This window comes from Trichlorobacter thiogenes, assembly GCF_900167465.1.
Taxonomy (GTDB): Bacteria; Desulfobacterota; Desulfuromonadia; order Geobacterales; family Pseudopelobacteraceae; genus Trichlorobacter; species Trichlorobacter thiogenes.
In genome coordinates this window covers 36,332-59,735 of record NZ_FUWR01000002.1, presented here as the reverse complement: position 1 = coordinate 59,735, position 23,404 = coordinate 36,332, and the positions used below count along the sequence as shown (strand labels likewise).

At 55.0% G+C, this 23,404-nt stretch carries 23 protein-coding genes; all 23 read left to right on the top strand.

All coding sequences use genetic code 11. The annotated features are described in order from the left end of the window. The first annotated feature begins 23 nt into the window (after positions 1–23). The 23 genes from purB (at position 24) to sucD (ending at position 23,217) form a co-directional block, all read left to right on the top strand. The gene (purB, locus tag B5D39_RS03600; RefSeq protein ID WP_078789032.1) at positions 24–1,319 is read left to right on the top strand and encodes an adenylosuccinate lyase; all 1,296 of its coding nucleotides are present in this window, start codon (positions 24–26) and stop codon (positions 1,317–1,319) included. Beyond that, on the top strand, positions 1,312–2,424 hold the full coding sequence (locus B5D39_RS03595; protein WP_139366666.1) for a mechanosensitive ion channel family protein: 1,113 nt from the start codon (positions 1,312–1,314) through the stop codon (positions 2,422–2,424). Before purB ends, B5D39_RS03595 begins: the two co-directional genes overlap by 8 nt. Positions 2,425–2,439: 15 nt before the next feature. After that, positions 2,440–2,844, top strand: a complete 405-nt coding sequence (locus tag B5D39_RS03590; RefSeq protein ID WP_078789030.1) for a hypothetical protein — start codon at positions 2,440–2,442, stop codon at positions 2,842–2,844. Next, on the top strand, positions 2,841–3,953 hold the full coding sequence (locus B5D39_RS03585) for a hypothetical protein (protein ID WP_078789029.1): 1,113 nt from the start codon (positions 2,841–2,843) through the stop codon (positions 3,951–3,953). The genes B5D39_RS03590 and B5D39_RS03585 overlap by 4 nt, the downstream gene beginning before the upstream one ends. A gap of 9 nt (positions 3,954–3,962) precedes the next feature. Further along, positions 3,963–6,953, top strand: a complete 2,991-nt coding sequence (gene purL / locus B5D39_RS03580; RefSeq protein WP_078789028.1) for a phosphoribosylformylglycinamidine synthase subunit PurL — start codon at positions 3,963–3,965, stop codon at positions 6,951–6,953. A gap of 15 nt (positions 6,954–6,968) precedes the next feature. Continuing rightward, positions 6,969–8,792: a DNA helicase RecQ gene (gene recQ, locus B5D39_RS03575; protein WP_078789027.1), complete on the top strand. Its 1,824-nt coding sequence runs from the start codon at positions 6,969–6,971 to the stop codon at positions 8,790–8,792. Between the two features lie 32 nt (positions 8,793–8,824). After that, on the top strand, positions 8,825–9,664 hold the full coding sequence (locus B5D39_RS03570; RefSeq protein WP_078789026.1) for a phosphoribosylformylglycinamidine synthase subunit PurQ: 840 nt from the start codon (positions 8,825–8,827) through the stop codon (positions 9,662–9,664). Next, positions 9,661–11,088, top strand: coding sequence for an amidophosphoribosyltransferase (purF, locus tag B5D39_RS03565; RefSeq protein ID WP_078789025.1), 1,428 nt, complete (start codon positions 9,661–9,663; stop codon positions 11,086–11,088). The genes B5D39_RS03570 and purF overlap by 4 nt, the downstream gene beginning before the upstream one ends. Further along, positions 11,085–11,636: an orotate phosphoribosyltransferase gene (gene pyrE / locus B5D39_RS03560; protein ID WP_078789024.1), complete on the top strand. Its 552-nt coding sequence runs from the start codon at positions 11,085–11,087 to the stop codon at positions 11,634–11,636. Before purF ends, pyrE begins: the two co-directional genes overlap by 4 nt. Further along, positions 11,633–12,370 (top strand): TlyA family RNA methyltransferase, encoded by a 738-nt coding sequence (locus B5D39_RS03555; RefSeq protein ID WP_078789023.1) that lies wholly within the window; start codon positions 11,633–11,635, stop codon positions 12,368–12,370. The genes pyrE and B5D39_RS03555 overlap by 4 nt, the downstream gene beginning before the upstream one ends. A gap of 131 nt (positions 12,371–12,501) precedes the next feature. Next, positions 12,502–12,846, top strand: coding sequence for a histidine triad nucleotide-binding protein (locus B5D39_RS03550; protein WP_078789022.1), 345 nt, complete (start codon positions 12,502–12,504; stop codon positions 12,844–12,846). Between the two features lie 174 nt (positions 12,847–13,020). Then, entirely contained in the window at positions 13,021–13,233 is a 213-nt protein-coding gene (locus B5D39_RS03540; protein WP_078789021.1) for a 4Fe-4S dicluster domain-containing protein, read from the top strand. Positions 13,234–13,363: 130 nt separating this feature from the next. Further along, a complete protein-coding gene (gene rpsB / locus B5D39_RS03535; protein WP_078789020.1) occupies positions 13,364–14,137 on the top strand; it encodes a 30S ribosomal protein S2 in 774 nt (257 codons plus the stop codon). A gap of 69 nt (positions 14,138–14,206) precedes the next feature. Then, positions 14,207–15,142, top strand: a complete 936-nt coding sequence (gene tsf / locus B5D39_RS03530) for a translation elongation factor Ts (RefSeq protein WP_078789019.1) — start codon at positions 14,207–14,209, stop codon at positions 15,140–15,142. A gap of 119 nt (positions 15,143–15,261) precedes the next feature. Next, positions 15,262–15,981 carry a UMP kinase gene (pyrH, locus tag B5D39_RS03525; RefSeq protein ID WP_078789018.1) on the top strand — a complete coding sequence of 240 codons (720 nt, stop codon included), beginning with the start codon at positions 15,262–15,264 and terminating at the stop codon, positions 15,979–15,981. Positions 15,982–15,983: 2 nt separating this feature from the next. After that, complete coding sequence (frr, locus tag B5D39_RS03520) at positions 15,984–16,541, top strand: ribosome recycling factor (protein WP_078789017.1); 558 nt, start codon at positions 15,984–15,986, stop codon at positions 16,539–16,541. Position 16,542: 1 nt separating this feature from the next. Beyond that, entirely contained in the window at positions 16,543–17,283 is a 741-nt protein-coding gene (locus B5D39_RS03515; protein ID WP_078789016.1) for an isoprenyl transferase, read from the top strand. Beyond that, complete coding sequence (locus B5D39_RS03510; protein ID WP_341865412.1) at positions 17,280–18,083, top strand: phosphatidate cytidylyltransferase; 804 nt, start codon at positions 17,280–17,282, stop codon at positions 18,081–18,083. The genes B5D39_RS03515 and B5D39_RS03510 overlap by 4 nt, the downstream gene beginning before the upstream one ends. Before the next feature lie 2 nt (positions 18,084–18,085). Next, positions 18,086–19,258 carry a 1-deoxy-D-xylulose-5-phosphate reductoisomerase gene (locus B5D39_RS03505; RefSeq protein WP_078789014.1) on the top strand — a complete coding sequence of 391 codons (1,173 nt, stop codon included), beginning with the start codon at positions 18,086–18,088 and terminating at the stop codon, positions 19,256–19,258. After that, complete coding sequence (gene rseP / locus B5D39_RS03500) at positions 19,255–20,385, top strand: RIP metalloprotease RseP (protein ID WP_078789013.1); 1,131 nt, start codon at positions 19,255–19,257, stop codon at positions 20,383–20,385. Before B5D39_RS03505 ends, rseP begins: the two co-directional genes overlap by 4 nt. Further along, on the top strand, positions 20,382–21,071 hold the full coding sequence (gene tsaB, locus B5D39_RS03495) for a tRNA (adenosine(37)-N6)-threonylcarbamoyltransferase complex dimerization subunit type 1 TsaB (protein ID WP_078789012.1): 690 nt from the start codon (positions 20,382–20,384) through the stop codon (positions 21,069–21,071). The genes rseP and tsaB overlap by 4 nt, the downstream gene beginning before the upstream one ends. Positions 21,072–21,166: 95 nt before the next feature. Further along, positions 21,167–22,330, top strand: a complete 1,164-nt coding sequence (gene sucC / locus B5D39_RS03490) for an ADP-forming succinate--CoA ligase subunit beta (RefSeq protein WP_078789011.1) — start codon at positions 21,167–21,169, stop codon at positions 22,328–22,330. A gap of 14 nt (positions 22,331–22,344) precedes the next feature. Beyond that, entirely contained in the window at positions 22,345–23,217 is an 873-nt protein-coding gene (gene sucD / locus B5D39_RS03485) for a succinate--CoA ligase subunit alpha (protein WP_078789010.1), read from the top strand. Positions 23,218–23,404: the final 187 nt, after the last annotated feature.

Below are 23,404 nucleotides of genomic sequence, written 5' to 3'. Positions count from 1 at the left end.
CACATAACAGAGGAGCTTTTGTAATGATTCCACGCTACACCCGTCCTGACATGGCAAAAATCTGGGAACCGGAAAACCGTTTCCGCATCTGGCTTGAGATTGAGACCCTGGCCTGCGAGGCCCAGGCCCAGCTTGGCGTCATCCCTAAAGAGGTCGTGCCGGTTATCCGCGAGAAGGGTAACTTTGACATTGAGCGGATCGATGCCATTGAGGCAGAGGTCAAGCATGACGTGATCGCCTTCCTGACCTCGGTGGCTGAGTATGTCGGTCCTGAGGCTCGCTTTATCCACCAGGGCATGACCTCATCCGACGTGCTTGACACCTGTCTGTCTGTACAGCTGGTGCAGGCTGCCGATGAACTGCTGGCTGATCTTGATATGCTGCTTGAATCAATCAAACTGCGGGCCTTTGAACATAAAGACACGGTCTGCATGGGACGGTCCCATGGTATCCACGCTGAACCGGTTACCTTTGGCCTGAAGCTGGCTTCATTCTACGCCGAGATGGGGCGTAACCGCACCCGTCTGCAGGCTGCCCGTGAGAACATCGCCACCGGCGCCATCTCCGGCGCAGTGGGTACCTTTGCCAACATCAATCCCTTTGTGGAAGAGTATGTCTGCGAAAAAATGGGGTTAAAACCGGAACCGGTCTCCAGCCAGGTTATCCCCCGCGACCGCCATGCCGAATACTTCTGTGTTCTGGCCATCATCGCCTCCTCCATTGAACGGATCGCCATTGAGATTCGCCACCTGCAGCGTACCGAGGTGCTGGAGGCGGAAGAGCAGTTCACCAAGGGCCAGAAAGGCTCGTCAGCCATGCCCCACAAGCGGAACCCGATCCTGTCTGAGAACCTGACCGGCCAGGCCCGCTACGTTCGCTCCATGTGCATTCCTGCCCTGGAAAACGTGGCACTCTGGCATGAGCGGGATATTTCACACTCCTCGGTTGAGCGTTACATTGGGCCTGATGGCACTGTTGCGCTGGATTTTTCCCTGCGCCGCCTGAACGGACTGATCCGCAATCTGGTGGTCTATCCTGAAAACATGCTGCGTAACCTGAATCAGATGAAGGGGCTGGTCTTCTCCCAGAAGATTCTGTTGGATCTGACCCAATCCGGTGTCTCCCGCGAGGATTCCTACCGTCTGGTACAGAAAAACGCCATGAAGGTCTGGGAAGAAGGCAAGGATTTCCAGACCGAACTGCTGGCCGACCCGGAAGTTGTCGGGGCGCTGGGTGAAACCAAGATACGTGAGTCCTTTGATCTTTCCTATCACCTGAAGCATGTTGATACCATCTTCAAAAGGGTCTTCGGTGCCTAGTCTACTGGAAGCGATCATAGCCTCTTTTATCCCTTCAAACAGCGACATCGGTTCTCTGTTCTGGGCCAAAAGATTACTGGTAGCCTTGATCGTCTTCGGCGGTTTCTGGCTCCTGGCCCAAGCGGTCTGTTCCGTAATTAACCGTTGGGGCAGCAAGGTCACCGCATTTACCAAAACAGATCTTGATGACCGGATAGTGCAGCGTGTTACCCCTTCGATCTCGCTGTTACTGACATTTTTAGGGATTTATTACGCCTTCAGGACCCTGCCACTGCATGAGAAAATCTTTCGGCTGCTGTCAGGTGGCCTGTACGTTTCCATTGTGGTAATTGTCTGCATCCTGATCTACCGGGTTCTGCATGAAACTCTGCTCTGGTATGCAGAACGCCAGCAAGATGGTGAAAACGGCACCTTCTCACGTCAGATGGCGCCAATGGTTGAAAAGATCACCATGCTGTTCATCATCGGCGGGGCACTGATGGCGGTGCTGAAGCATTTCAACTATGATATTCTTTCGCTGGTCACCGCCCTGGGGATCGGTTCTCTGGCCATCGGTATGGCAGCCAAGGACACCCTGGCCCATGTCATCTCCGGTTTTACCCTGATGATTGACCGCCCTTTCAGGATTGGCGACCGGATTCAGCTGGCAAGTGGCCAGATAGGTGATGTACAGGACATCGGACTACGCTCCACCAAGATCAAGACCCTGGACAACCAGTTGCTGATCATTCCCAACTCGGATCTCTGTAACACCATACTGACCAATCAGGCCTTTCCCGACAACCGGATCAAAGGCAGGATCAACGTGGGGGTCAGCTATGGCAGTAATGCAGAGCAGGTCAAGGCGTTGCTGGTACAGCTTGCCCTTGAAGTTGAAGATGTATTGCAAGAGCCGGCGCCGGAGGCTTTTTTTGTTTCCTTTGGCGAAAGCGCTCTGAATATGGCACTCTTTTTCTGGGTTGAGGAGTATGCCATACTGTTTGCCACCACCGACAAGATCAACTCAAAGATTCTTGGACGATTCCGTGAACAGGGGATTGAGATTCCGTTCCCGATCAGAACCGTCACGCTGAAACACGAACAAGGCACGCAAACCCCACAGTAAAGGGAGGAATAGGCCATGAAACCAGTTCGGCTCTGTGCAGCAGTCACCCTGTTGGCGCTGATGCCGGTTTTCAGCTTCGCTGCCGATGAAGCAGGCGGAGTAAAACCGGAAACCACTGCCCTGTATCAAAAAGCCAGGGACCAAGTCACCAAACTAAACAACACCCCGGTAACCAAGTATGCCCCTGAAGTTGTTGAGCAGGCAGCAGCAAACATAGAAGCAGCACAAAACGGTCTGCAGCAGGGAAATGACCGTGCCACCCGTCAGGCATCTGAACTGGCAACGACCCAGGTCAAACTGGCCCTGGCCCTGACTGACGAGCGGATTGCCGCTGAAAAAACAGCCGCAGCACAAAAAGAACTGGCACAGTTGGAACAGCGCCTGGAAGCCATCCTGGCTGGTAAAGGAGAGAAACCATGAACCGTTTGATTCGTGTAGCACTCACCTTCTGCCTGGTTGCCGGCCTGACCACAGCTATCCCCCTGACTGTCTTTGCTGCAGATGAACCGGCACCGGCTTTCCTGCAACAGGCCCAAAACGCGGTTGCCCAGGTTCTTTCTAAAGGATCAGAACAGGTAGAACTGAAAGATGATATCCTGATTGCCCAAAACTCACTTCGCAATGCTGAAGCCGAGTATAAAAAGAACCTTGGCTGGAGCGGCAAACTTGATCAAAAAGCTGAACCCACGGTTCGCTATCTTGCTGATATTGCCAGACTACAGGCGTCAGTACTGCTGGCCCGGCTTGGTAAACAGGATCAGGACAAAGAAACAGCACGGCTTAATGGCCTGATTGCGACAACCAAATCAAAGATCAAAATCTTTGATGACCTGGTTGCCCAGGTTAAGACGTTGAAGAAACAGAGCGCTGATCAGGCCAGCCAGATATCAAGCCTGAATGCCAAGGTTGCTTCGCTGAATGCTGAACTGTCTGCCAAAGGCTCCGCTATCACCAGTTCAGATGAAAAAACTACTAACCTGTTGAAGGCCCTGGATGAACAGAAAAAGGCAACTGCAACTTCAGAACAACGGGTTGCCGTCCTAACCCAGGAACTTGAAGGCCTGAAGCAACAAACAGCGCAATTACAGGCAACCGGTGAGCAGCTGGCTGCTGAAAAGCGGATCAAGGCCTTTGAAGCAGAGGCAGGCAAGCTGGGCGGCATTGTCAAGACAACGGCCGCAGGCTTGAGCGTTACCTTTCCCCGCTCACAGATGCTGAAGACAACAGGCAAGAGTACCACCCTGACTCCTGCTGGCACCGGTACGGTTGCCAAGCTGGCAGAACTGCTCAAAACATATTCAGAGTACCGGATCAAGCTGCGGGTACACGGCTTTGGCCAGCCCAGTCGCCACGAAGATGCAGCAGCCACTGACCAGATGGCCCGTTTTATCCGCGAAGGATTGCTGAACAAAGGCAAACTTGAACAGGCAACCGTTGAGGCTCTGGGGGTCGGGTCCGCAGAACCGGCCTTCCCCAAAAATAACGTGGAAGGTAATCGCCGCGTTGAAATTATCTTTGTGAAGAAATAAAGGACTGACATGCCCAGCAGAATAGAAATAGCCCTGAAGGACAGTGTCCGCGATTCCCGCGGTGAGCGGATCAAGCGCGAGATTGAACATTTTCTGCATCTGAAAGTAAAGCAGGTGCGTACCCTTGATGTCTTTACCGTGGATGCAGAGCTGTCCCGGACCGAGCTGGAGGCAGCGGCTTCCGGCCCGTTCTGCGATCCGGTCATCCAGAGCTACAGTATTGACCTGCCCCAGGCGGTCGGCTTTGACTGGGCCGTGGAGGTTGGCTTCCGCCCCGGCGTAACCGACAACGTGGGACGGACAGCCGGTGAAGCGGTTTCCTACCTGATCCAACGTCCTCTTGCGGACAACGAGGCGGTCTACTCTTCAATCCAGTACCTGCTCTCAGCTGATCTCAGCAGTGAACAGGTAGAGAAGATCGCCACCGGCCTGCTGTGCAACACCCTGATCCAGCGCTACAGCATCATGTCTGCGGCTGATTTCATGGCCAAACGGGGCTTCCCCACCACCGTACCCAAAGTGACTGGCGAGACCAAAGGCCAGGTACGGGAGATGGATTTAGAGGTTTCTGACGAAGAACTGCTGCGGATCAGCAAGGATGGCGTGCTGGCCCTGACCCTGGAAGAGATGAAGATCATCCAGTCCCACTACCGCGATCCGCAGGTGCTGGCGGAGCGGAAAAAGCAGGGGCTGGGCAGCAAGCCGACCGATGTGGAGCTGGAGTGCCTGGCCCAAACCTGGTCAGAACACTGCAAGCACAAGATCTTTAGCGCTACGGTGCAGTACGAAGATGAAAATGGCAACAAACAGGAGATTAAATCTCTTTTCAAGTCATACATCCAGCGGGTCACCAAGGATGTCCGCGAGAATCTGGGGGACAAGGATTTCTGTCTTTCAGTCTTCAAGGACAACGCCGGGGTGATCACCTTTGATGAGAACAACTCGCTGGTCTTCAAGGTGGAGACCCACAACTCCCCTTCTGCCCTTGATCCCTACGGCGGGGCGCTGACCGGTATTGTGGGGGTTAACCGCGATCCGTTCGGTACTGGTCAGGGCTCCAAGCTGATCTTTAACACCGATGTGTTCTGCTTTGCTGACCCGTTCTACGACAAGCCGCTGCCGTCACGCCTGCTACACCCCCGCCGGATCTTTGAAGGGGTGGTGGAAGGGGTGGAACATGGCGGCAACAAGTCCGGCATCCCTACGGTTAACGGCTCCATTGTCTTTGATGAGCGCTTTGCCGGTAAGCCGCTGGTGTTCTGCGGCACCGCCGGTATGATGCCTGCCAGGGTGAACGGTATTCCAGGCCATGAGAAGAGCATCAAGCCGGGCGACCTGATCGTAATGGCTGGCGGCCGGATCGGCAAGGATGGCATCCACGGCGCCACCTTCTCGTCTGAAGAACTGAACGAGAACTCACCAGTTACCGCCGTACAGATCGGTGATCCGATCACCCAAAAGCGGATGTTCGACTTCCTGATCCGCGCCCGTGACAAGGGGCTGTATCGTTTCATCACTGACAACGGCGCAGGGGGCCTCTCCTCCTCCATTGGTGAGATGGCTGGTGAGTGCAACGGCTGCAGGATGGACCTGGCCAAGGCACCACTTAAGTATCCCGGCCTTAACCCTTGGGAGATCCTGATCTCCGAGGCCCAGGAGCGGATGTCCATGGCCGTACCGCCTGAGAAGCTGGACGAGTTCATGGCCATGTCCAAGCGCTTTGGCGTGGAATCAACCGTGCTGGGTGAGTTCACTGACAGCGGCACCTTCCATATCCAGTATGGCGATGCAACCGTGGCCTGGCTGCCGATGGAGTTCATGCACGAAGGCCTGCCACCAATGCAGATTCCGGCCAAGTGGCAGCCACCGGTTAATCCGGAAGCACCGGCACAGCACAAGGAAGACTGGACCGCAGACCTGCTGGGGCTGCTGGGCCAGCTCAACATCTGCTCCAAGGAATCAGTGGTGCGGCGTTATGACCATGAGGTGCAGGGTGGTTCCGTGGTCAAGCCGTTCACCGGTGTTACCAATGATGGTCCGTCTGATGCGGCAGTGGTCCGGCCGATCCTCGATTCCTACAAAGGGGTGGTGGTCTCCCACGGTATCTGCCCCCGTTATTCCGACATTGATGCCTACCATATGGCTGCCAATGCCCTTGATGAGGCGCTGCGCAACTATGTGGCAGTCGGGGGCAACCCTGATCACTGGGCAGGCCTTGACAACTTCTGCTGGTGTGATCCGGTCCTGTCTGAAAAGACCCCGGACGGCCCCTACAAGATGGCCCAACTGGTGCGGGCCAACCAGGCCCTGCTGGATCTCTGCGTACCGATCAACCTGCCGCTTGTTTCGGGCAAGGATTCGATGAAGAATGATTTCTACGACGGTACCACCAAGATCTCGATCCCCCCTACCCTGCTGTTCTCAGTGATCGGCACGATTCCTGATATACGCAACGCCGTGACCATGGACTTCAAGCGAGCCGGCGACATCATCTGCCTGCTAGGTGAAACCAAAGACGAGCTGGGCGGTTCCGAGTACCTGGCCATGCAGGGCTATACCGGCAACAAAGTGCCCAAGGTGAATATTACCACTGCCCTGGCCCGCTACAAGGCACTGCACCAGGCCATTATGAGCGGACTGGTGGCATCATGCCATGACCTGTCAGACGGTGGTCTGGCAGTGGCCCTGGCTGAATCAGCCTTCTCCGGCGGCTTTGGCTGCCGTGTTGAGTTAGCCAATGTTCGTTTTGAAGGAGATCAGCGGTATAAGACGGATGAGCTGCTGCTGTTCTCGGAATCAGCCTCCCGTCTGCTGGTAACGGTGCATCCGGCCCAGTGGGCAGCCTTTGAAGAGGCGATGGCCGGTACCGGCTTCAGTCAGATCGGACAGGTCGCTGATAACGACATTGTTACCATTGCCGGGTTGGAAGGCAAGACCGTGCTTTCAACAGATCTTGCCCAGCTGAAAAGCGCCTGGCAACGGCCATTGAAGGAGCTGTAGGCGGCTATCGCTTCCATGGCCGCCTCCATCCAGCATACCCTTAAAACCGTCTTCGGTTTTCATGACTTCCGCCCTCCCCAGCAGGAGGTGATTGAGCGGGTTCTGGCTGGTGAAGATGTTTTTCTGGTGATGCCAACCGGCGGCGGCAAGTCACTCTGCTACCAGATACCTGCCCTGCATCGGGATGGTGTGGCAATTGTCGTATCACCACTGATCGCCCTGATGAAGGATCAGATGGATGCCCTGATCGCAAACGGGGTGCGGGCCGCCTGCCTGAACTCCTCGCTTTCTGCGGCTGAAGCAGGCAGGGTTTTTCAGCAGTTGGACAAGGGCACACTGGATCTGCTGTATGTTGCGCCGGAACGGCTGTTGATGCCGGAATTTCTGGAGCGGCTTGGCACGCTGAAACTGGCCCTGTTTGCCATTGACGAGGCCCACTGTATCTCGCAATGGGGACATGATTTCAGGCCGGAATACACCCAGCTGGGTCGCCTGCGGCCACTGTTTCCCGGTGTGCCGATTGTGGCCATGACCGCGACGGCTGACCCGGAAACCCGCAAGGATATTCTGGGGCAGTTGGGGCTTCCCAATGCTACGGTTTTTGTGGCAGGGTTTGATCGACCCAACATCACCTATACGGTAATCCCCAAGCAAAAGCCGCTGGCCCAGCTTGGAGCATTTCTCCGCAACCGGCGGGATGAAGCAGGGATTGTCTATGCCTTAAGCCGCAAGCGGGTTGATCAGGTAGCCAAGCAGCTACAGGCCGCCGGATTTAGTGCCGCCGCCTACCACGCCGGTCTGCCGGACGACCAGCGCAGACGTGTTCAGGAAGCATTCCAGCGGGATGATATCCGCATTGTGGTTGCCACCGTGGCCTTTGGGATGGGGATAGACAAGCCCAACGTCCGCTTCGTGGTGCATTACGATATGCCCAAGAGTGTGGAAAGCTACTATCAGGAGACCGGTCGGGCCGGACGGGATGGCCTGCCATCTGAAGCACTGATGCTGTTCGGCATGGGGGATGTCATGACCGCCCGCAAGCTGATTGAAAACAGTGATAACGCCGAGCGGGTCAGAATCGAAATCCAGAAACTGAACGCCATGGTGGCCTATGGCGAGGCACTTACCTGCCGCCGCCGTGCCCTGCTCTCTTATTTTGGCGATCAACGGGATCATGACTGCGGTAACTGCGACATCTGCACTGATCCGCCCCAGCGCTTTGACGCCACGGTTCAGGCCCAAAAGGCGCTTTCCTGCGTCTACCGGACCGGCGAACGGTTTGGCATGATGCACCTGATTGAGGTGCTGCGGGGCAGTAAAAACCAGCGGGTACTGGATCTGAAGCATGATAAACTTTCCACCTGGGGGATCGGTGCGGACACACCTGCAACGCAGTGGGAAAACATCATCCGCCAGTTGATTCACTTAGGCTATCTGACCCAGGATTTTACCCGCTTTGGCGCTCTTTCCCTTTCTTCTGCGGCCCGTCCAGTGTTAAAGGGTGAGACGACGGTTACGCTGGGGATGCCCCGTAACACCGTGGAGACGGTGGAGCGAACCAGAAAACGGGCCGGTGCAAAAAAAGATTACGATCAAGCCCTGTTTGATAAACTACGGGCTTTGCGCAAACAGATTGCCGACGCCGCCAAACTGCCTCCGTTTGTGGTATTTTCTGATGCGACACTGGCTGAAATGTCGCGCAGCTACCCCCAAAACCTGCAGCAGATGCGTCAGGTAAGTGGTGTCGGAGATCGCAAGCTGCAACAATACGGAGATGCATTTCTGGCAGAGATCAGGCAGTATCAGGCAGGAGATAACGAAACCTACATGGTGGCATAATCACCTATCGAGACAGAAACAGGGACCAGTGCATGAAACAGACACGAGCAATTGTTATAACCGGTAACGGCACCAACTGTGAGACGGAAGCGGCCCACGCCTGCAGACTGGGTGGTTTTGATGAGGCAAAGATTGCCCATATTGCCGAGATACTCTCCGGCGAGGTCCGCCTTGACGATTACCACTTTTTGAACCTGACCGGCGGTTTTCTGGATGGTGACGACCTGGGCAGCGCCAAGGCACAGGCACACCGCCTAAAGTATGCAACAGTCTATGACACACCAAACGGAGCACCAGAAAAGCTGGTGGAGCAGTTTACCCGCTTCATCAATGCCGGCAAGCTGGTGCTGGGGGTCTGCAACGGCTTTCAGTTGATGGTCAAGATGGGGATGCTGCCTGCTCTGGATGGCAATACATTGACCCAGACCGTCACCCTCTGCCACAACGACTGCGGACGTTTTCAGGACCGCTGGTGCTACCTGAAGGCCGATCCTGCCTCCCCGTGCGTCTTCACCAAAGGGATTGAGAAAGGGATCTACCTGCCGGTACGTCACGGCGAAGGAAAATTCCTGACCGACAGCCCTGCAACCCTGGAGCGGATTGAGTCTGGCCATCTGGCGGTACTTAAATATTCTGAAGCTGATTACGCAGAACCGACTATGGAATTCCCGGCTAATCCTAACGGATCAACCAATGCCATTGCCGGTCTGTGCGACCCAACCGGCCGCCTGATGGGGCTAATGCCTCACCCGGAGGCCTTTGTCCATTATACCCAGCATCCCCGCTGGACCCGCGAGCAGTTGCCGGAAAACGGTGACGGCCTGATCCTGTATAAAAATGCAGCCGACTTTGTGAGGAAAAACCTGCTATGAAACTTTTCCGCCCTGAAGAAGAATGCGGCGTATTCGGCATCTATGGCCACCCTGAAGCAGCCAACCTGACCTATCTCGGTCTGTACGCCCTGCAGCATCGCGGCCAGGAAAGCTGTGGCATTGTCTCATCCGACGGCACAGGGCTGCATGCCCACAAACGGATGGGGCTGGTGGCCGATGTGTTCGGTAATCAGAAGGTGTTTGAGAAGCTGCCGGGCAAGTCAGCCATCGGCCATGTGCGCTACTCCACTGCCGGTGCCTCGGTGGAAAAGAACGTGCAACCGATTATGGTGGATTACTCCCGCGGTTCCATTGCCGTGGCCCACAACGGTAACCTGGTTAACGCCAATCTGTTAAAGGCAGAGCTTGAGGCCTACGGCTCCATCTTCCAGACCACCATGGATACCGAGATCATCATTCACCTGCTGGCCATTTCCCGCACCCACTCACTGGTTGAGCGGATCGGTGATGCCCTGAACCGGGTCAAAGGTGCTTACTGCCTGCTGTTCCTGACCGAATCCCGTATGATTGCCGTGCGCGACCCCCACGGATTCCGCCCCTTATGTCTCGGCAAACTGGGAGACGGCTGGGTAGTCGCTTCCGAGAGTTGCGCCCTGGATCTGATCGAGGCAACCTTTGTACGGGAAGTTGAACCGGGTGAGATGCTGGTCTTTACCAAAGATGGCCAGATGCAGTCACTGTTCCCATTCAAGAAGATCGAGCCAACTCCCTGTGTCTTTGAATTTGTCTATTTTGCCCGACCGGACTCAAACATCTTTGGCAGAAACGTCTATCAGGTGCGTAAAGAGCTGGGACGCCAACTGGCCCGCGAATATCAGGTGGATGCCGATGTGGTGATTGCGGTGCCGGATTCCGGTGTACCGGCAGCCATGGGCTATGCCGAGCAGGCAGGTATCCCCTTTGAACTGGGGCTGATCCGCAACCATTATGTGGGACGGACCTTTATCGAGCCAGCCCAGGCAATCCGCCACTTCGGGGTCAAGATCAAGCTGAACCCGGTTCGGGAACTGCTGGAAGGAAAGCGGGTCGTGGTCATCGACGACTCCATCGTACGGGGCACCACCTCACGCAAGATCGTCAAGATGGTGCGCAATGCCGGGGCAAAAGAGGTGCATATGCGGATCTCCTCCCCCCCCACCAGTTATCCCTGCTTCTACGGTATCGACACCCCCAACCGCAAGGAGCTGATCTCCTCCTCCCATACCTTGGATGAAATCAGACGTTATATTACCGCAGACTCGCTGGGCTACCTTTCTGAAGAAGGGTTGATCAAGGCCACCGGCCTTAAACACAGCTTCTGTACCGCCTGTTTTACCGGTGACTATCCGATTAACTTCCCCATGCCATCACAGGTTCCCCAAATGGGTCTATTTTCCAAAGACGAGGAGTACACCGAACAATGACTGACCGCGAAAAACTGAAGGCAATTATTCTTGAGCTGTCTTACGAAAAACGTCTGGTAACCCTGGCTTCCGGCCGCCAGAGCGACTTCTACTTTGATGGCAAACAGACCACCCTGCATAGCGAAGGTGGCCTGCTGACCGGCAAACTGTTCTACGAAGCGATCAAGGATGTACCGGGTGTACAGGCCGTGGGCGGCATCACCCTGGGTGCTGACCCGATCGCCACTGCCACCTCCATTGCAGCCTGCCTGGATGGCAATCCGCTGCATGCCTTTATCATCCGCAAAGAGCCCAAGGGACACGGTACCGGCCAGTGGCTGGAAGGTCGTAAAAACCTGCCTGCCGGCACCAAGGTGGTGATTGTTGAGGACGTGGTGACCACCGGCGGATCTTCCATGAAGGCGGTTAACCGCGCCAAGGAAGAAGGGCTGGACGTGCTGGGCATCGTTTCACTGGTGGATCGCGAAGAGGGCGGTCGGGAGAATATCGAAGCTGAGGGATATTGGCTGAAGGCGATTTTTACCAAATCTCAATTAGTCGGTGCATGAGCATAAAGCAACGTCTTGATAAACTGATGGTTGAAAAAGGCCTGGCCCCTTCCCGCGAGAAGGCCCAGGCCTTGATCATGGCTGGACAGGTGGTGGTGGGTGATCATGCCGCCCAGAAGGCCGGGCAACAGGTAACGCCAGAGGTTGAGATCAGAATTAAGGGTGAGGTGATGCCCTATGTCAGTCGTGGTGGCCTGAAGCTGGCACAAGGTCTGGATGCCTTTAAGATTGATCCAGCAGGGCGTATTGCCATTGATGTGGGGGCTTCCACCGGCGGTTTTACCGACTGCCTGCTGCAACGGGGAGCCAGCCGGGTTTATGCGGTGGATGTGGGCTATGGACAGCTGGCCTGGAAGCTTCGTGAAGACCCGCGGGTGGTGGTGATGGAAAAGACCAACATCCGCCATCTGCAACTGGAGCAGCTTGAGCCTCTACCTGATCTGGCGGTGATCGATGCCTCATTCATCTCGCTGAACCTGGTATTGCCCCCTACCCTGGCGCTGCTGACAAGACCTGCTGAGGTGGTGGCGTTGGTGAAACCCCAGTTTGAGGTGGGTAAAGGTGCAGTGGGTAAAGGTGGCATTGTACGGGACCCGAAGCTGCATGAAGAGGTGCTGGCAAGTATGGAACGCCTTGCTGCTGAACTGGGAGCAGAACTGCTCGGGATCTGTGATTCGCCGATTACCGGCGCTGATGGCAACCGTGAATTTTTGATGGGATTGCGACTGAAATAGCACACGGATGACGCGGATCGAGCGGATTAACGCAGATTTCAAAACAATTTTAAGACCCGTGAAAATCCGCTAAAATTGAATTTAATCCGCGTGCCATTGCCTTTGACTTGGTTTCTTGAAAGGTTAACTGTATGGAAAACTGTTTGTTCTGCAAGATCATCGCCGGAGAGATTCCGGCCAAGAAGGTGTATGAAGATGACCTGATGGTGGCGATTGAGGATATCGCCCCCAAGGCACCGCTGCATCTGCTGCTGATCCCCAAGCGGCACTTCAGTAACTGCCTGGACATGGCAGAGCAGGATGAGACAACCGTTGGGCACCTGTTCAGGGTTGCCGGGCAGTTGGCAACTGAACGTGGTCTTTCGGAAGGCGGTTTTCGCCTTGTACAGAATAACGGAGCCGATGCCGGGCAGACCGTATTCCACCTGCATATCCACCTGCTGGCAGGGAGAGAGTTACAGTGGCCCCCGGGGTAGTGAAAAACAAAAGACAAAAACAGGAAGTAATAACTCCCAACAAACTGTGCAAACGCTGCAGACGCAGCTGCAAGCAGCCTGTTAACGCTGTGGTTGCCTCCTGTCCCCGCTATTATCCCATTCATAAAAAACAGCAGGTGATCAAGGAATGGAAGCAACCGGAGCTGTTTGGCGATGCCTGAATCGGCAGCCCCTGCCATTAACATCAAGCGATGCTCCGGCTGTGGCCGTTGCGTTGCGGCCTGCCCGGAACGGATCATCACCCTGGAGACAGAAAACCATCATAAACATGCCGTCATAACCGAACCCCAGCGATGCACTGACTGCGGTGCCTGCATCGCTGCCTGCCCGATTGAGGCCATCTCCAGCGAACCTTTTTCCCCTTGATTTTCCTACTGATGTTGTGATAAAAAGTAACGCTTTTCAATTCACACGCCCTTAAGTAAACCGGCGGTGTCCCTTTTAGCGGCTTGCGGGGATTCAAACGGGGCGGAGGAAAAACCAAAGGAGAAACACCATGTCAAGTATCAGCATGAAGGAACTGCTGGAAGCCGGCGTCCATTTCGGCCACCAGACCAAGCGTTGGAACCCCAAGATGAAGCCCTATATTTTCGGGGCACGTAACGGCATCTACATCATCGACCTGCAGAAAACCGTCCGCTACTTCAAATCCGCTTACAATTTTGTCAAGGAATCTGCCGAGCAGGGCAACACCGTTCTGTTCGTTGGTACCAAGAAGCAGGCCCAGGATTCGGTTGCTGAAGAAGCAACCCGTTGTGGCCAGTACTACGTCAACCAGCGTTGGCTGGGCGGTATGCTGACCAACTTCTCCACCGTCAAGCAGAGCATTGAGCGGCTGAAGAAGCTGGATGCCATGTTTGAAGACGGCACCATTGAGGCCTACACCAAGAAGGAAGCGCTCAAGATGGACAAAGAGCGTGAAAAACTGGAAAAAGTTCTGGGCGGCATCAAGCATATGCACAAACTGCCCGGCATGATGTTTGTTATTGACCCCAAGAACGAAGAAATCGCGGTTCAGGAAGCTCAGAAACTGGGAATCCCGGTTGTTGCCATTGTTGATACCAACTGCGATCCAGACCTGATTGACTATGTCATTCCTGGCAACGACGACGCTATCCGCGCCATTCGTCTGCTTTCCTCCAAAATTGCCGACGCTATCCTGGAAGGCAATGAAGCCCGTAACACCGCCCTGCAGAGTGATGCAGAAGGGGCTGATGACCTTGAAGCTGCAATGACTGAAGAAGTTGCCTGCGAAGCTTCCGCTGACTAGTTCAAAGATCAGCATTACCTAAAGAAAACAACAAACGACCACGCAGATGTGGTCCGGAGGATAGAAACAATGGCTATTACCGCAGCACAGATCAATGAACTGAGAAAAGCCACCGGCGCCGGGATGCTGGATTGCAAAAAAGCCCTGGAAGAGGTTGGCGGCGAGATGGAGCAGGCTATCGATTACCTGCGCAAAAAGGGACTGGCAGCCGCTTCCAAGAAGGCTGGCCGTGCCGCAACTGAAGGTATGGTTGCAGCCGCAGTTACCGCTAACGGCAACGCCGGTGTGCTGGTTGAGATCAACAGCGAGACCGACTTTGTTGCCAAGAACGACAAGTTCCAGGATTTTGTCAAGCAGGTTGCTGATCATGTCCTGCAGAAAAACCCTGCCAACATTGAAGAGCTGATGGCACAGCCGTTTGCTGGCGATGCATCCAAGACTGTGCAGATCCTGCTGAATGAGGCGATTTCAGTCATCGGCGAGAATATGCAGATCCGTCGCCTTGTCAGCTTTAAAGCTGATGGTGGCGCAGTTGGCACCTACATCCACGCAGGTGGCAAGATCGGCGTACTGGTTGAAGCGAGCTGTGATAAGGCAGATGTCTGCAGCAGTGAGGCCTTTGCCACCGTACTGAAGGATGTGGCCATGCACACCGCAGCCGCTTCCCCCCTGTTCCTCTGCCGTGAAGATGTTGCTGCCGATGTTCTGGAGCGGGAAAAAGAGATCTATCGCGCCAAGGCACGGGAAACCGGCAAGCCTGACAACATCATCGAGAAGATCATCGGTGGTCAGGTCAACAAGTTTTACGGCGACATCTGCCTGCTGGAGCAGGTCTATGTTAAAGATACTGACAAGACCGTACAGCAGTATGTTGATGCCAGCGCCAAGCAACTGGGCTGTTCAATCACCCTGAAGCGCTTTGCCAAGTTTGTGTTGGGCGAAGGGCTTGAAAAGAAGGAATCGGATTTTGCCGCCGAGGTGGCGGCAGCGGCCGGACTGAAATAAGACTGAAAGCGCCGGCCTTCACAGCCGGCGTTTTCGTATCAACTCCAACCAACTCTTGACCAGGGAAACAATCAGCTGACACAGTGATTGCCTGAAGCAAACAGAAACCAGGAGGAACCATGCCACGTAAATCCTTCAAACGGGTACTACTGAAGCTTTCCGGAGAATCGCTGGCCGGAGATCAAGGCTATGGCATTGATCCCTGTACTATCAACACCATTGCCGCCGAGATCAAAGAGGTGGTTGAGGATGGCGTTGAACTGGCACTGGTGATCGGTGGCGGCAATATCTTCCGCGGCCTGGCTGCCTCCTCAAAGGGGATGGATCGTGCCAGTGCTGATTATATGGGGATGCTGGCCACGGTGATCAACTCACTGGCCATGCAGGATGCACTGGAAAAAGTTGGCGTTTCAACCCGTGTACAGTCTGCCATTGCCATGCAGGAAGTTGCTGAACCGTACATCCGGCGCAAGGCGGTCCGCCACCTGGAAAAAGGGCGGGTGGTCATCTTCGGTGCCGGTACCGGTAACCCCTACTTTACCACTGACACCGCCGCCAGCCTGCGGGCGATGGAGATCAATGCCCAGGTTATCCTGAAGGGGACTAAGGTGGACGGCGTCTACACAGCCGACCCTAAAAAAGATCCTACTGCAACCCGCTACAATGAACTGTCCTATATTGAGGTACTGCAAAAAGGGCTGCAGGTGATGGATGCAACCGCCACCTCGCTTTGTATGGACAACAACCTGCCGATCATTGTGTTTGACCTGACAACACCGGGAAATATTAAAAAGGTTATCAGCGGCGAAGCCATTGGAACCATCGTACAAGGAGCATAACCATGTACAAATCCGTTATAGCAGAAATGAAAAACCATATGGAAAAGAGCGTCGAGGATCTGCGCAAGGAATATCAGCGTATCCGTACCGGCCGCGCCAGTACGTCACTCCTTGACGAGGTAAAAGTAGACTATTACGGCAACCCCTCTTCCCTGTCCCAGGTGGCAACTCTGGCTGTGCCGGAGCCACGCACCATTACCATTACCCCTTGGGAACCCAAGATGATCGGCCCGATTGAAAAGGCGATCCTGAATGCCAATCTAGGGCTGACCCCTGGTAACGATGGCAAACTGATCCGCCTGAATCTGCCTCCTTTGACTGAAGAGCGCCGTAAAGAGATCGTCAAAGGGATGAAAAAGATGGATGAAGACCATAAGGTTGCTGTCCGCAACATCCGTCGCAAGGCGATTGACGACCTGAAGAAGCAGGAAAAAGACAAGACCATCACTGAAGATGAACTGAAAAAAGCTGAAAAAGAGGTACAGACCGTTACCGACAGCATTATTGCCAAGCTGGACGAGATCCTGGCCCACAAAGAAAAAGAGGTTATGGAAGTCTGACATGACCGAGCTGGATCCCACAAAAATGCCCCGCCACCTTGCCATCATCATGGATGGCAATGGACGCTGGGCCCAGCAACGGATGCTGAAACGGATTGTTGGCCACCAGCGGGGGGCGGAAACCGTGCAGATGGTGGTGGATCAGGCCTCAAATCTGGGTATCGGCTACCTGACCCTGTTTGCCTTCTCTTCAGAAAACTGGTCCCGCCCCAAGCTTGAGGTGCAGGCCCTGATGGCGCTGCTTAAAAAGTATATCCGTAATGAACTGCGCCGGATGCTGAAAAACAATATCCGCTTTAATGTAATCGGCAACCGGGCTGATCTTCCCCCGGAGATTAACGTCATACTGGATGATGCCCTGCAACAGACTTCTGGCAACACCGGCATGGTGCTGACTCTGGCCCTTTCCTATGGCGGTCGCCAGGAGATTGTCAGGGCAGCAGCCAAGATTGCACAGCAGGTTCAGGATGGTACACTACAGCCTGAGCAGATCACTGAATCGCTTTTCAGCCAACACCTGGATACTGCCGGACTGCCTGACCCGGACCTGCTGATCCGCACCAGTGGAGAAATGCGAATCAGCAACTTTCTGCTGTGGCAACTGGCCTATGCAGAGCTGTATTTCACCGATATCAACTGGCCGGACCTGACCATTAACACACTGCACGCTGCGCTGGCCGATTTTCAGGCCCGTGAACGTCGCTTTGGCAAGACCAGCGCACAGCTAAACCAAAGGAGCTGACCATACAACGTCTGCTGACTGCATTGATTCTGCTGCCGCTGGTACTGGCGATCATCATCAAGGGTGCGCCGTGGCTGTTTGCCTTGTTGCTCTCCCTGTTCTGTCTGATCGGCATGCTGGAATTCTTTGGTATGGCCCTGCCCGACCGGAAAACAGAACTGTACCCCTTTGCGCTGCTGGGGGCGATTAGCTTGGCAACCCCGCTGCTGGGTGATGGCCGGTTCTTTATCATGTCCCTTGCGGTTGCCTTTCTGCTGGGGGGCTTCCACTTTTTGTTCAGACTGCGGGACATGGGTACGGTTGCCCAGGAACTGTCCCTGGTCATGACCGCCTTCCTGTACGTTCCTTTCCTGATGGCTCACCTGCTGATGATCCGTCTGCTGCCCCAAGGGGTAAACTGGTTGCTGTTGATCATGCTGATTGTGATGACCAATGACTCCACCGCCTATTACGTTGGCAGCGCCTTTGGCAAACACCGGCTGTATGAGGCGGTAAGCCCCAAGAAGAGTATTGAAGGGGCACTGGGCGGCCTGCTGGGCAGCCTGGGTGGCACCCTGCTGGCAAAGTTCACCTTTTTCCCCCAGTTAAGTTTTGCTGATGCCATTATCACCGCAGTGGTAATCGGCATTATCGGCCAGCTCGGTGACCTGTTTGAATCCCTGTTGAAGCGCAGCTTCGGGGTCAAGGATTCAGGCAGTATTTTCCCCGGTCACGGCGGTGTGCTGGACCGGATGGACAGCATCATCTTTGCCGCACCGGTCACCTACTACTATGCGGTCTACCTCTTCGGGAGGTTTTAAACATGAAACAAATTGCTATTCTCGGCTCAACCGGTTCCATCGGTGTCAGCACCCTGGAAATCGTTGCTGCCCACCCTGATAAATTCCGGGTCATCTCTCTCTCCGGAGCTAAAAACCTTGAGCTGCTGGCCCGTCAGATCCGTCAGTTCAGACCCAAACTGGCCGCTGTTGCGGACCCTGCTGATATCCCACGCCTGAAAGAGCTGCTAGCCGGTGTTGAGGTGGAACTGACCGGTGGCGTTGAAGGACTCTGCGCAGTGGCCACGGCATCGGGTGTACAGATGGTGGTGGCTGCCATTGTCGGTGCTGCCGGTCTGGTACCCACTGCCGCAGCTATCCGGGCAGGCATTGATGTTGCCCTGGCAAACAAGGAAACTCTGGTCACAGCCGGTCATCTGTTCATGAACCTGGTGGAACAACACAAGGTCAAGCTCTATCCGGTGGACAGTGAGCACAGCGCCATCTTTCAATCCATTGAAGGGCACCGCAGCCAGGACATTACCAAAATTATCCTGACCGCCTCTGGTGGCCCGTTCCGCGAGTCTTCGCTTGAGAAGCTGCAGACAGTCACCATCCAGGATGCCCTCAATCATCCCAACTGGAGCATGGGCCGCAAGATCACCATTGATTCTGCCACCATGATGAATAAGGGGCTGGAAGTGATTGAGGCGCGCTGGCTGTTTGATGCGCCACCGGATAAGATCAGCGTCAACATCCACCCCCAGAGTATCATCCACTCCATGGTAGAGTATATTGACGGCTGTGTGATCGCCCAGCTGGGAACCCCGGACATGAAGGCCCCGATCGCCTATGCCCTCTCCTATCCAGAGCGGGTCAGCACCGGGGTTAAACCGTTGGATTTAACTGAACTTTCCGGTCTGACCTTCTCCAAGCCGGACCTGGAACGGTTTCCCTGTCTGGGGCTGGCCTATCGCGCCCTTGGCGAAGGCGAGAGCATGCCTGCAGTTATGAATGCAGCGAACGAAGTGGCAGTGGAGGCGTTCCTGAATGGCCGGATCTCCTACCTGCAGATTGCACGTTTGATTGAGAAGACCATGGATGCCCATCAGGCTCACCGCCTCGGCTCCATTGAAGAGGTGCTGGAGGCCGACCAGTGGGGTCGAACCACGGCACAGGATATCTGCACCACTCTCCAGACAGGCAGGTGCTTATGATCGTTGTAAACTTTATTATCGTCCTCGGCATCCTGATCTTTGTCCATGAATTTGGCCATTTTATTGTGGCCAAGTGGATGGGGGTCAAGGTTGAAAAATTCTCCCTTGGTTTCGGCCCTAAGCTGTTCGGACGCCAGATCGGTGAGACCGAATACCTGATCTCCGCCTTTCCGCTGGGTGGCTACGTCAAGATGTTTGGCGAAGGTGGCTTCAGCGAGATTGAGATGATCGAGCAGGAGTATGAGCGGGAGGCCCCCGGTTCAAAACCGGTTGAGGCCTACAAACTGACACCGGCTGACGAGGCACGTTCCTTTGCCCATAAGACCATCCCACAGCGGATGGCTATCGTCTTTGCAGGTCCGTTCTTTAATATGGTCTTTGCCTGGCTGCTGCTGATCACGCTCTACATGACCGGCATGCCGATCCTGAAGGCAACCGTGGGTGAGATTTTCCCCAACCGCCCGGCAGCGCTGGCAGGCATCCAAAAAGGAGACCTGATCACAGCGGTTAATGGCCAACGTATCATTCAATGGGAAGATTTCTCTGCCCATATGGCAAAGGCACCCGCTAGTGTGACGCTGAGTATCACCCGGGCCGGCAAACCAGTGACGGTTGAACTGAAGCCGCAGATCGGCGAGACCAAGAACCTGTTCGGCGAGATTATCAAAAAGCCGATCATCGGTGTTTCTCCGGCCTATGATTTTGTAACCGAACGATTCGGCCTGGTGGATGCCTTTAAACTGGGCAATGCCAAGACGGTTGAAGTTACGAAACTAACGGTACTTTCACTGGTCAAGCTGTTTCAAGGCGTAGTGCCGTTGAACAGCCTGGGCGGTCCGATGATGATTGCCGACATGGCAAACAAGGCTGCCCAGACCGGCGGCGCCACTTTTTTCATGCTGCTGGCGGTGGTATCCATCAACCTTGGCATCCTGAACCTGCTGCCGGTGCCGGTACTGGATGGCGGACACCTGATGTTCTACACCATTGAGGCGATTATCCGCCGCCCGGTCCCGCAAAAGGTACGCGAATATGCCCAACAGGCTGGTATGGTGCTGTTGGTGGGGATGATGGTGCTGGCTTTTTACAACGACATTATCCGTTACTTCTTCACTAGCAAGCTGTGATCTGTCTCTGTATTGAGACCGCTACGGCCAGGGTTGGTATCGCCCTGAGTAATAACGGCAGGCTGCTGGCAGAGTCTCTGCTGGATGCCCCTGGCGGCCAGCAAAACAGGCTGTTGATGCCTGAACTGCAGCGGCTGCTGGATCAGAACAACCTTACCATTAACCAGATTGATCTCTTTGCCTGTGCAACCGGCCCCGGTTCCTTTACCGGGGTCCGCACCGGCATAGCCGCCACCCAGGGGCTGGCACTGGCAGCAGGAAAACCCTGCAGCGGCGTCTCCACCCTGGCCATGCTGGCCATGAACCTGCCCCATGCCGCCTGGCCGGTCTGCCCCATGCTGGATGCCCGTAAAAATGAGGTCTACACCGCCCTCTACCGGACTACCGATCGAACAACCCAACTAAAACAAGACTGTGTCATACCCCCTGCTGATTTCTTGCAGATGCTCAGCGGACCCACCATCTTTGTGGGTGACGGAGCCCTGCGTTATCAAGAACTGATCCAACAGACACTGGGGGATAACGCCCTTTTTGCCCCCCCTACCCACCACCTCCTGCGCCCTTCATCCGGCTGCCAGCTTGCAGAAGCAGCCTTTCAGAACGGCTTGTCTGTTCCACCGGAACAGCTGCTTCCCAACTACCTGCGACTCTCTGAAGCAGAATTATCCCGCCAACAAAAAATTTAGCCAAACTATATATATTTACCAACAATAAAAAGCACTTGTAGTCCGTCTGAAGACTGGTATAGTGAAGCGTATACATACATCCCAGGGAGGGACCTATGAATATTCATGAGTACCAGGCCAAGGAGATCTTAAGCACATACGGCATTCCGGTACCCCGCAACCGGGTGGCGTTGACCGCTGACCAGGTTGAACGGGCTGCCAAGATGATGGGGGGCCACTGTGTGGTCAAGGCCCAGATCTATGCCGGTGGCAGAGGCAAGGCTGGCGGCGTCAAGCTGGTGCATCACCCGGAACAGGCTAGTGACGTTGCCAAGGAACTGTTCGGCAAGCGTCTGGTTACCAAGCAGACCGGGCCGGAAGGGCTAAAGGTACGCCGGATTCTGGTTGAAGAATCGGTGGAGATCGCCCGGGAATTCTACCTCTCAATCACCCTGGATCGTGAATCATCCCGTTACTGCCTGATCGCATCAGCTGAAGGGGGGATGGATATTGAAGAGGTGGCCCAGAAGGCACCTGACAAGATCCATGTCCTGACCATTGATCCCTTCACTGGCCTGCGTACCTATCAGGCCCGCAAGATCGCCCTGGCCCTGGGGCTTTCCGGCACGGTCTGCGAAGACTGTGTCGAACTAATCCTGAACACCTACAAATGCTGTCTTGAAAAAGACTGTTCCCTGATTGAGATCAACCCGTTGGTGGTGACCAGGGCTGGCTGGCTGCTGGCCATGGATGCAAAGATCTCCTTTGATGACAATGCGGTCTATCGTCACCGCGAATACCCGGACATGATGGACTACTCCCAGCTTGACCCGCTGGAGATCACTGCTGGCAAGTATGACCTGGCCTACATCAAGCTAAGCGGTAACATCGGCTGCATGGTCAACGGCGCTGGCCTAGCCATGGCGACCCTGGATGTGTTGAAGGAATTTGGCGGAGAACCAGCCAACTTTCTGGATGTTGGGGGCGGTGCAACCCGCGAAAAAGTGGCTGAGGCGTTCAAGATCATCCTGCAGGACTGCGACGTCAAGGCGGTCTTTGTCAACATCTTTGGCGGTATCATGCGCTGTGATGTGATTGCTCAGGGGATTATTGAGGCTGCCAATGAGGTCCACTGCCCGCTGCCGATTGTGGTCCGTATGGATGGCAGCAACGTGGAAGACGGCAAGAAGCTGCTGCTTGAATCCGGACTTAACGTTCAGATCGGTGACAACCTTGGTGATGGCGCACAGAAGATCGTTGCCATGCTGGCCAAGGCGTAAGGGGGAGCGCAACCATGTCTATTCTGATCAATAAAGACTCAAAAATACTGGTTCAAGGGATTACCGGCAAGAGCGGCCTCTTCCACACCCAGCAATGCCGGGCCTATGGCAGCCAGATTGTGGCAGGGGTTACCCCCGGCAAGGGCGGCATCCATATTGAAGGGATTCCGGTCTTTAATACCGTGGCCGAGGCGGTGCAGTACACCGGCGCAACGGTCTCCATGATCTTTGTGCCGCCACCAGGCGCTGCTGATGCAATTCTGGAATCATGCGAAGCAGGTCTTGATCTGGCAGTCTGCATCACTGAAGGGATTCCGGTACGGGATATGGTGATTGCCCGCGCTGTACAGGCCCAGAGCAAGACCAAACTGGTTGGCCCCAACTGCCCCGGCATCATCACCCCCGGCCAGTGCAAACTGGGGATCATGCCCGGTTACATCCACACCCCCGGCAAGGTCGGGGTGGTCTCCCGCTCCGGCACCCTGACCTACGAAGCGGTCAAGCAGTTGACCGACATGGGACTTGGACAATCCACCTGCGTCGGTATTGGCGGCGACCCGATCATCGGCATGAAGTATATTGATGTGCTAAAGATGTTTAACGAAGACCCAGGCACTGAAGCGGTCTTCATGATCGGCGAAATCGGTGGCGGCGCAGAAGAAGAAGCCGCCTACTGGATCAAGGAAAACATGAAGAAACCGGTGGCGGCCTTTATTGCCGGCAGCACCGCACCGACCGGTAAACGGATGGGCCATGCCGGTGCCATCATCACCGGCGGCAAAGGCAAGGCTGAAGATAAGATCCGCACCCTGCAAGAATGCGGAGTTACCGTCTCCATCTCACCCACCAAGATGGGCGAAGCCATGGCCCAGGCACTTAAAAAATAATACATCTGCATATTTCAAGTACAACGTCCCGCTTCGGATAATCCGAGCGGGACGTTTACGTCTGTACATAGCAAAATCGGTGTTGACAATAACGATAACCAAAACTTTTTCAAGGTTCTACACTTGAAATTGCGGAAAAGCGTGGTATTTGAATCTACTAATGTCGCAAATCCCTCACAGCGACACA

Coding starts and splice junctions, on each gene's coding strand:
- B5D39_RS03585 (WP_078789029.1), top strand. CDS start 2,841: ATGAACCGTTTGATTCGTGTAGCACTCACCTTCTGCCTGGTTGCCGGC.
- frr (WP_078789017.1), top strand. CDS start 15,984: ATGTACAAATCCGTTATAGCAGAAATGAAAAACCATATGGAAAAGAGC.
- B5D39_RS03515 (WP_078789016.1), top strand. CDS start 16,543: ATGACCGAGCTGGATCCCACAAAAATGCCCCGCCACCTTGCCATCATC.
- sucD (WP_078789010.1), top strand. CDS start 22,345: ATGTCTATTCTGATCAATAAAGACTCAAAAATACTGGTTCAAGGGATT.
- B5D39_RS03540 (WP_078789021.1), top strand. CDS start 13,021: ATGCCTGAATCGGCAGCCCCTGCCATTAACATCAAGCGATGCTCCGGC.
- purL (WP_078789028.1), top strand. CDS start 3,963: ATGCCCAGCAGAATAGAAATAGCCCTGAAGGACAGTGTCCGCGATTCC.
- pyrE (WP_078789024.1), top strand. CDS start 11,085: ATGACTGACCGCGAAAAACTGAAGGCAATTATTCTTGAGCTGTCTTAC.
- B5D39_RS03590 (WP_078789030.1), top strand. CDS start 2,440: ATGAAACCAGTTCGGCTCTGTGCAGCAGTCACCCTGTTGGCGCTGATG.
- purF (WP_078789025.1), top strand. CDS start 9,661: ATGAAACTTTTCCGCCCTGAAGAAGAATGCGGCGTATTCGGCATCTAT.
- tsf (WP_078789019.1), top strand. CDS start 14,207: ATGGCTATTACCGCAGCACAGATCAATGAACTGAGAAAAGCCACCGGC.
- sucC (WP_078789011.1), top strand. CDS start 21,167: ATGAATATTCATGAGTACCAGGCCAAGGAGATCTTAAGCACATACGGC.
- rseP (WP_078789013.1), top strand. CDS start 19,255: ATGATCGTTGTAAACTTTATTATCGTCCTCGGCATCCTGATCTTTGTC.
- recQ (WP_078789027.1), top strand. CDS start 6,969: ATGGCCGCCTCCATCCAGCATACCCTTAAAACCGTCTTCGGTTTTCAT.
- rpsB (WP_078789020.1), top strand. CDS start 13,364: ATGTCAAGTATCAGCATGAAGGAACTGCTGGAAGCCGGCGTCCATTTC.
- pyrH (WP_078789018.1), top strand. CDS start 15,262: ATGCCACGTAAATCCTTCAAACGGGTACTACTGAAGCTTTCCGGAGAA.
- B5D39_RS03550 (WP_078789022.1), top strand. CDS start 12,502: ATGGAAAACTGTTTGTTCTGCAAGATCATCGCCGGAGAGATTCCGGCC.
- B5D39_RS03505 (WP_078789014.1), top strand. CDS start 18,086: ATGAAACAAATTGCTATTCTCGGCTCAACCGGTTCCATCGGTGTCAGC.
- purB (WP_078789032.1), top strand. CDS start 24: ATGATTCCACGCTACACCCGTCCTGACATGGCAAAAATCTGGGAACCG.
- B5D39_RS03555 (WP_078789023.1), top strand. CDS start 11,633: ATGAGCATAAAGCAACGTCTTGATAAACTGATGGTTGAAAAAGGCCTG.
- B5D39_RS03570 (WP_078789026.1), top strand. CDS start 8,825: ATGAAACAGACACGAGCAATTGTTATAACCGGTAACGGCACCAACTGT.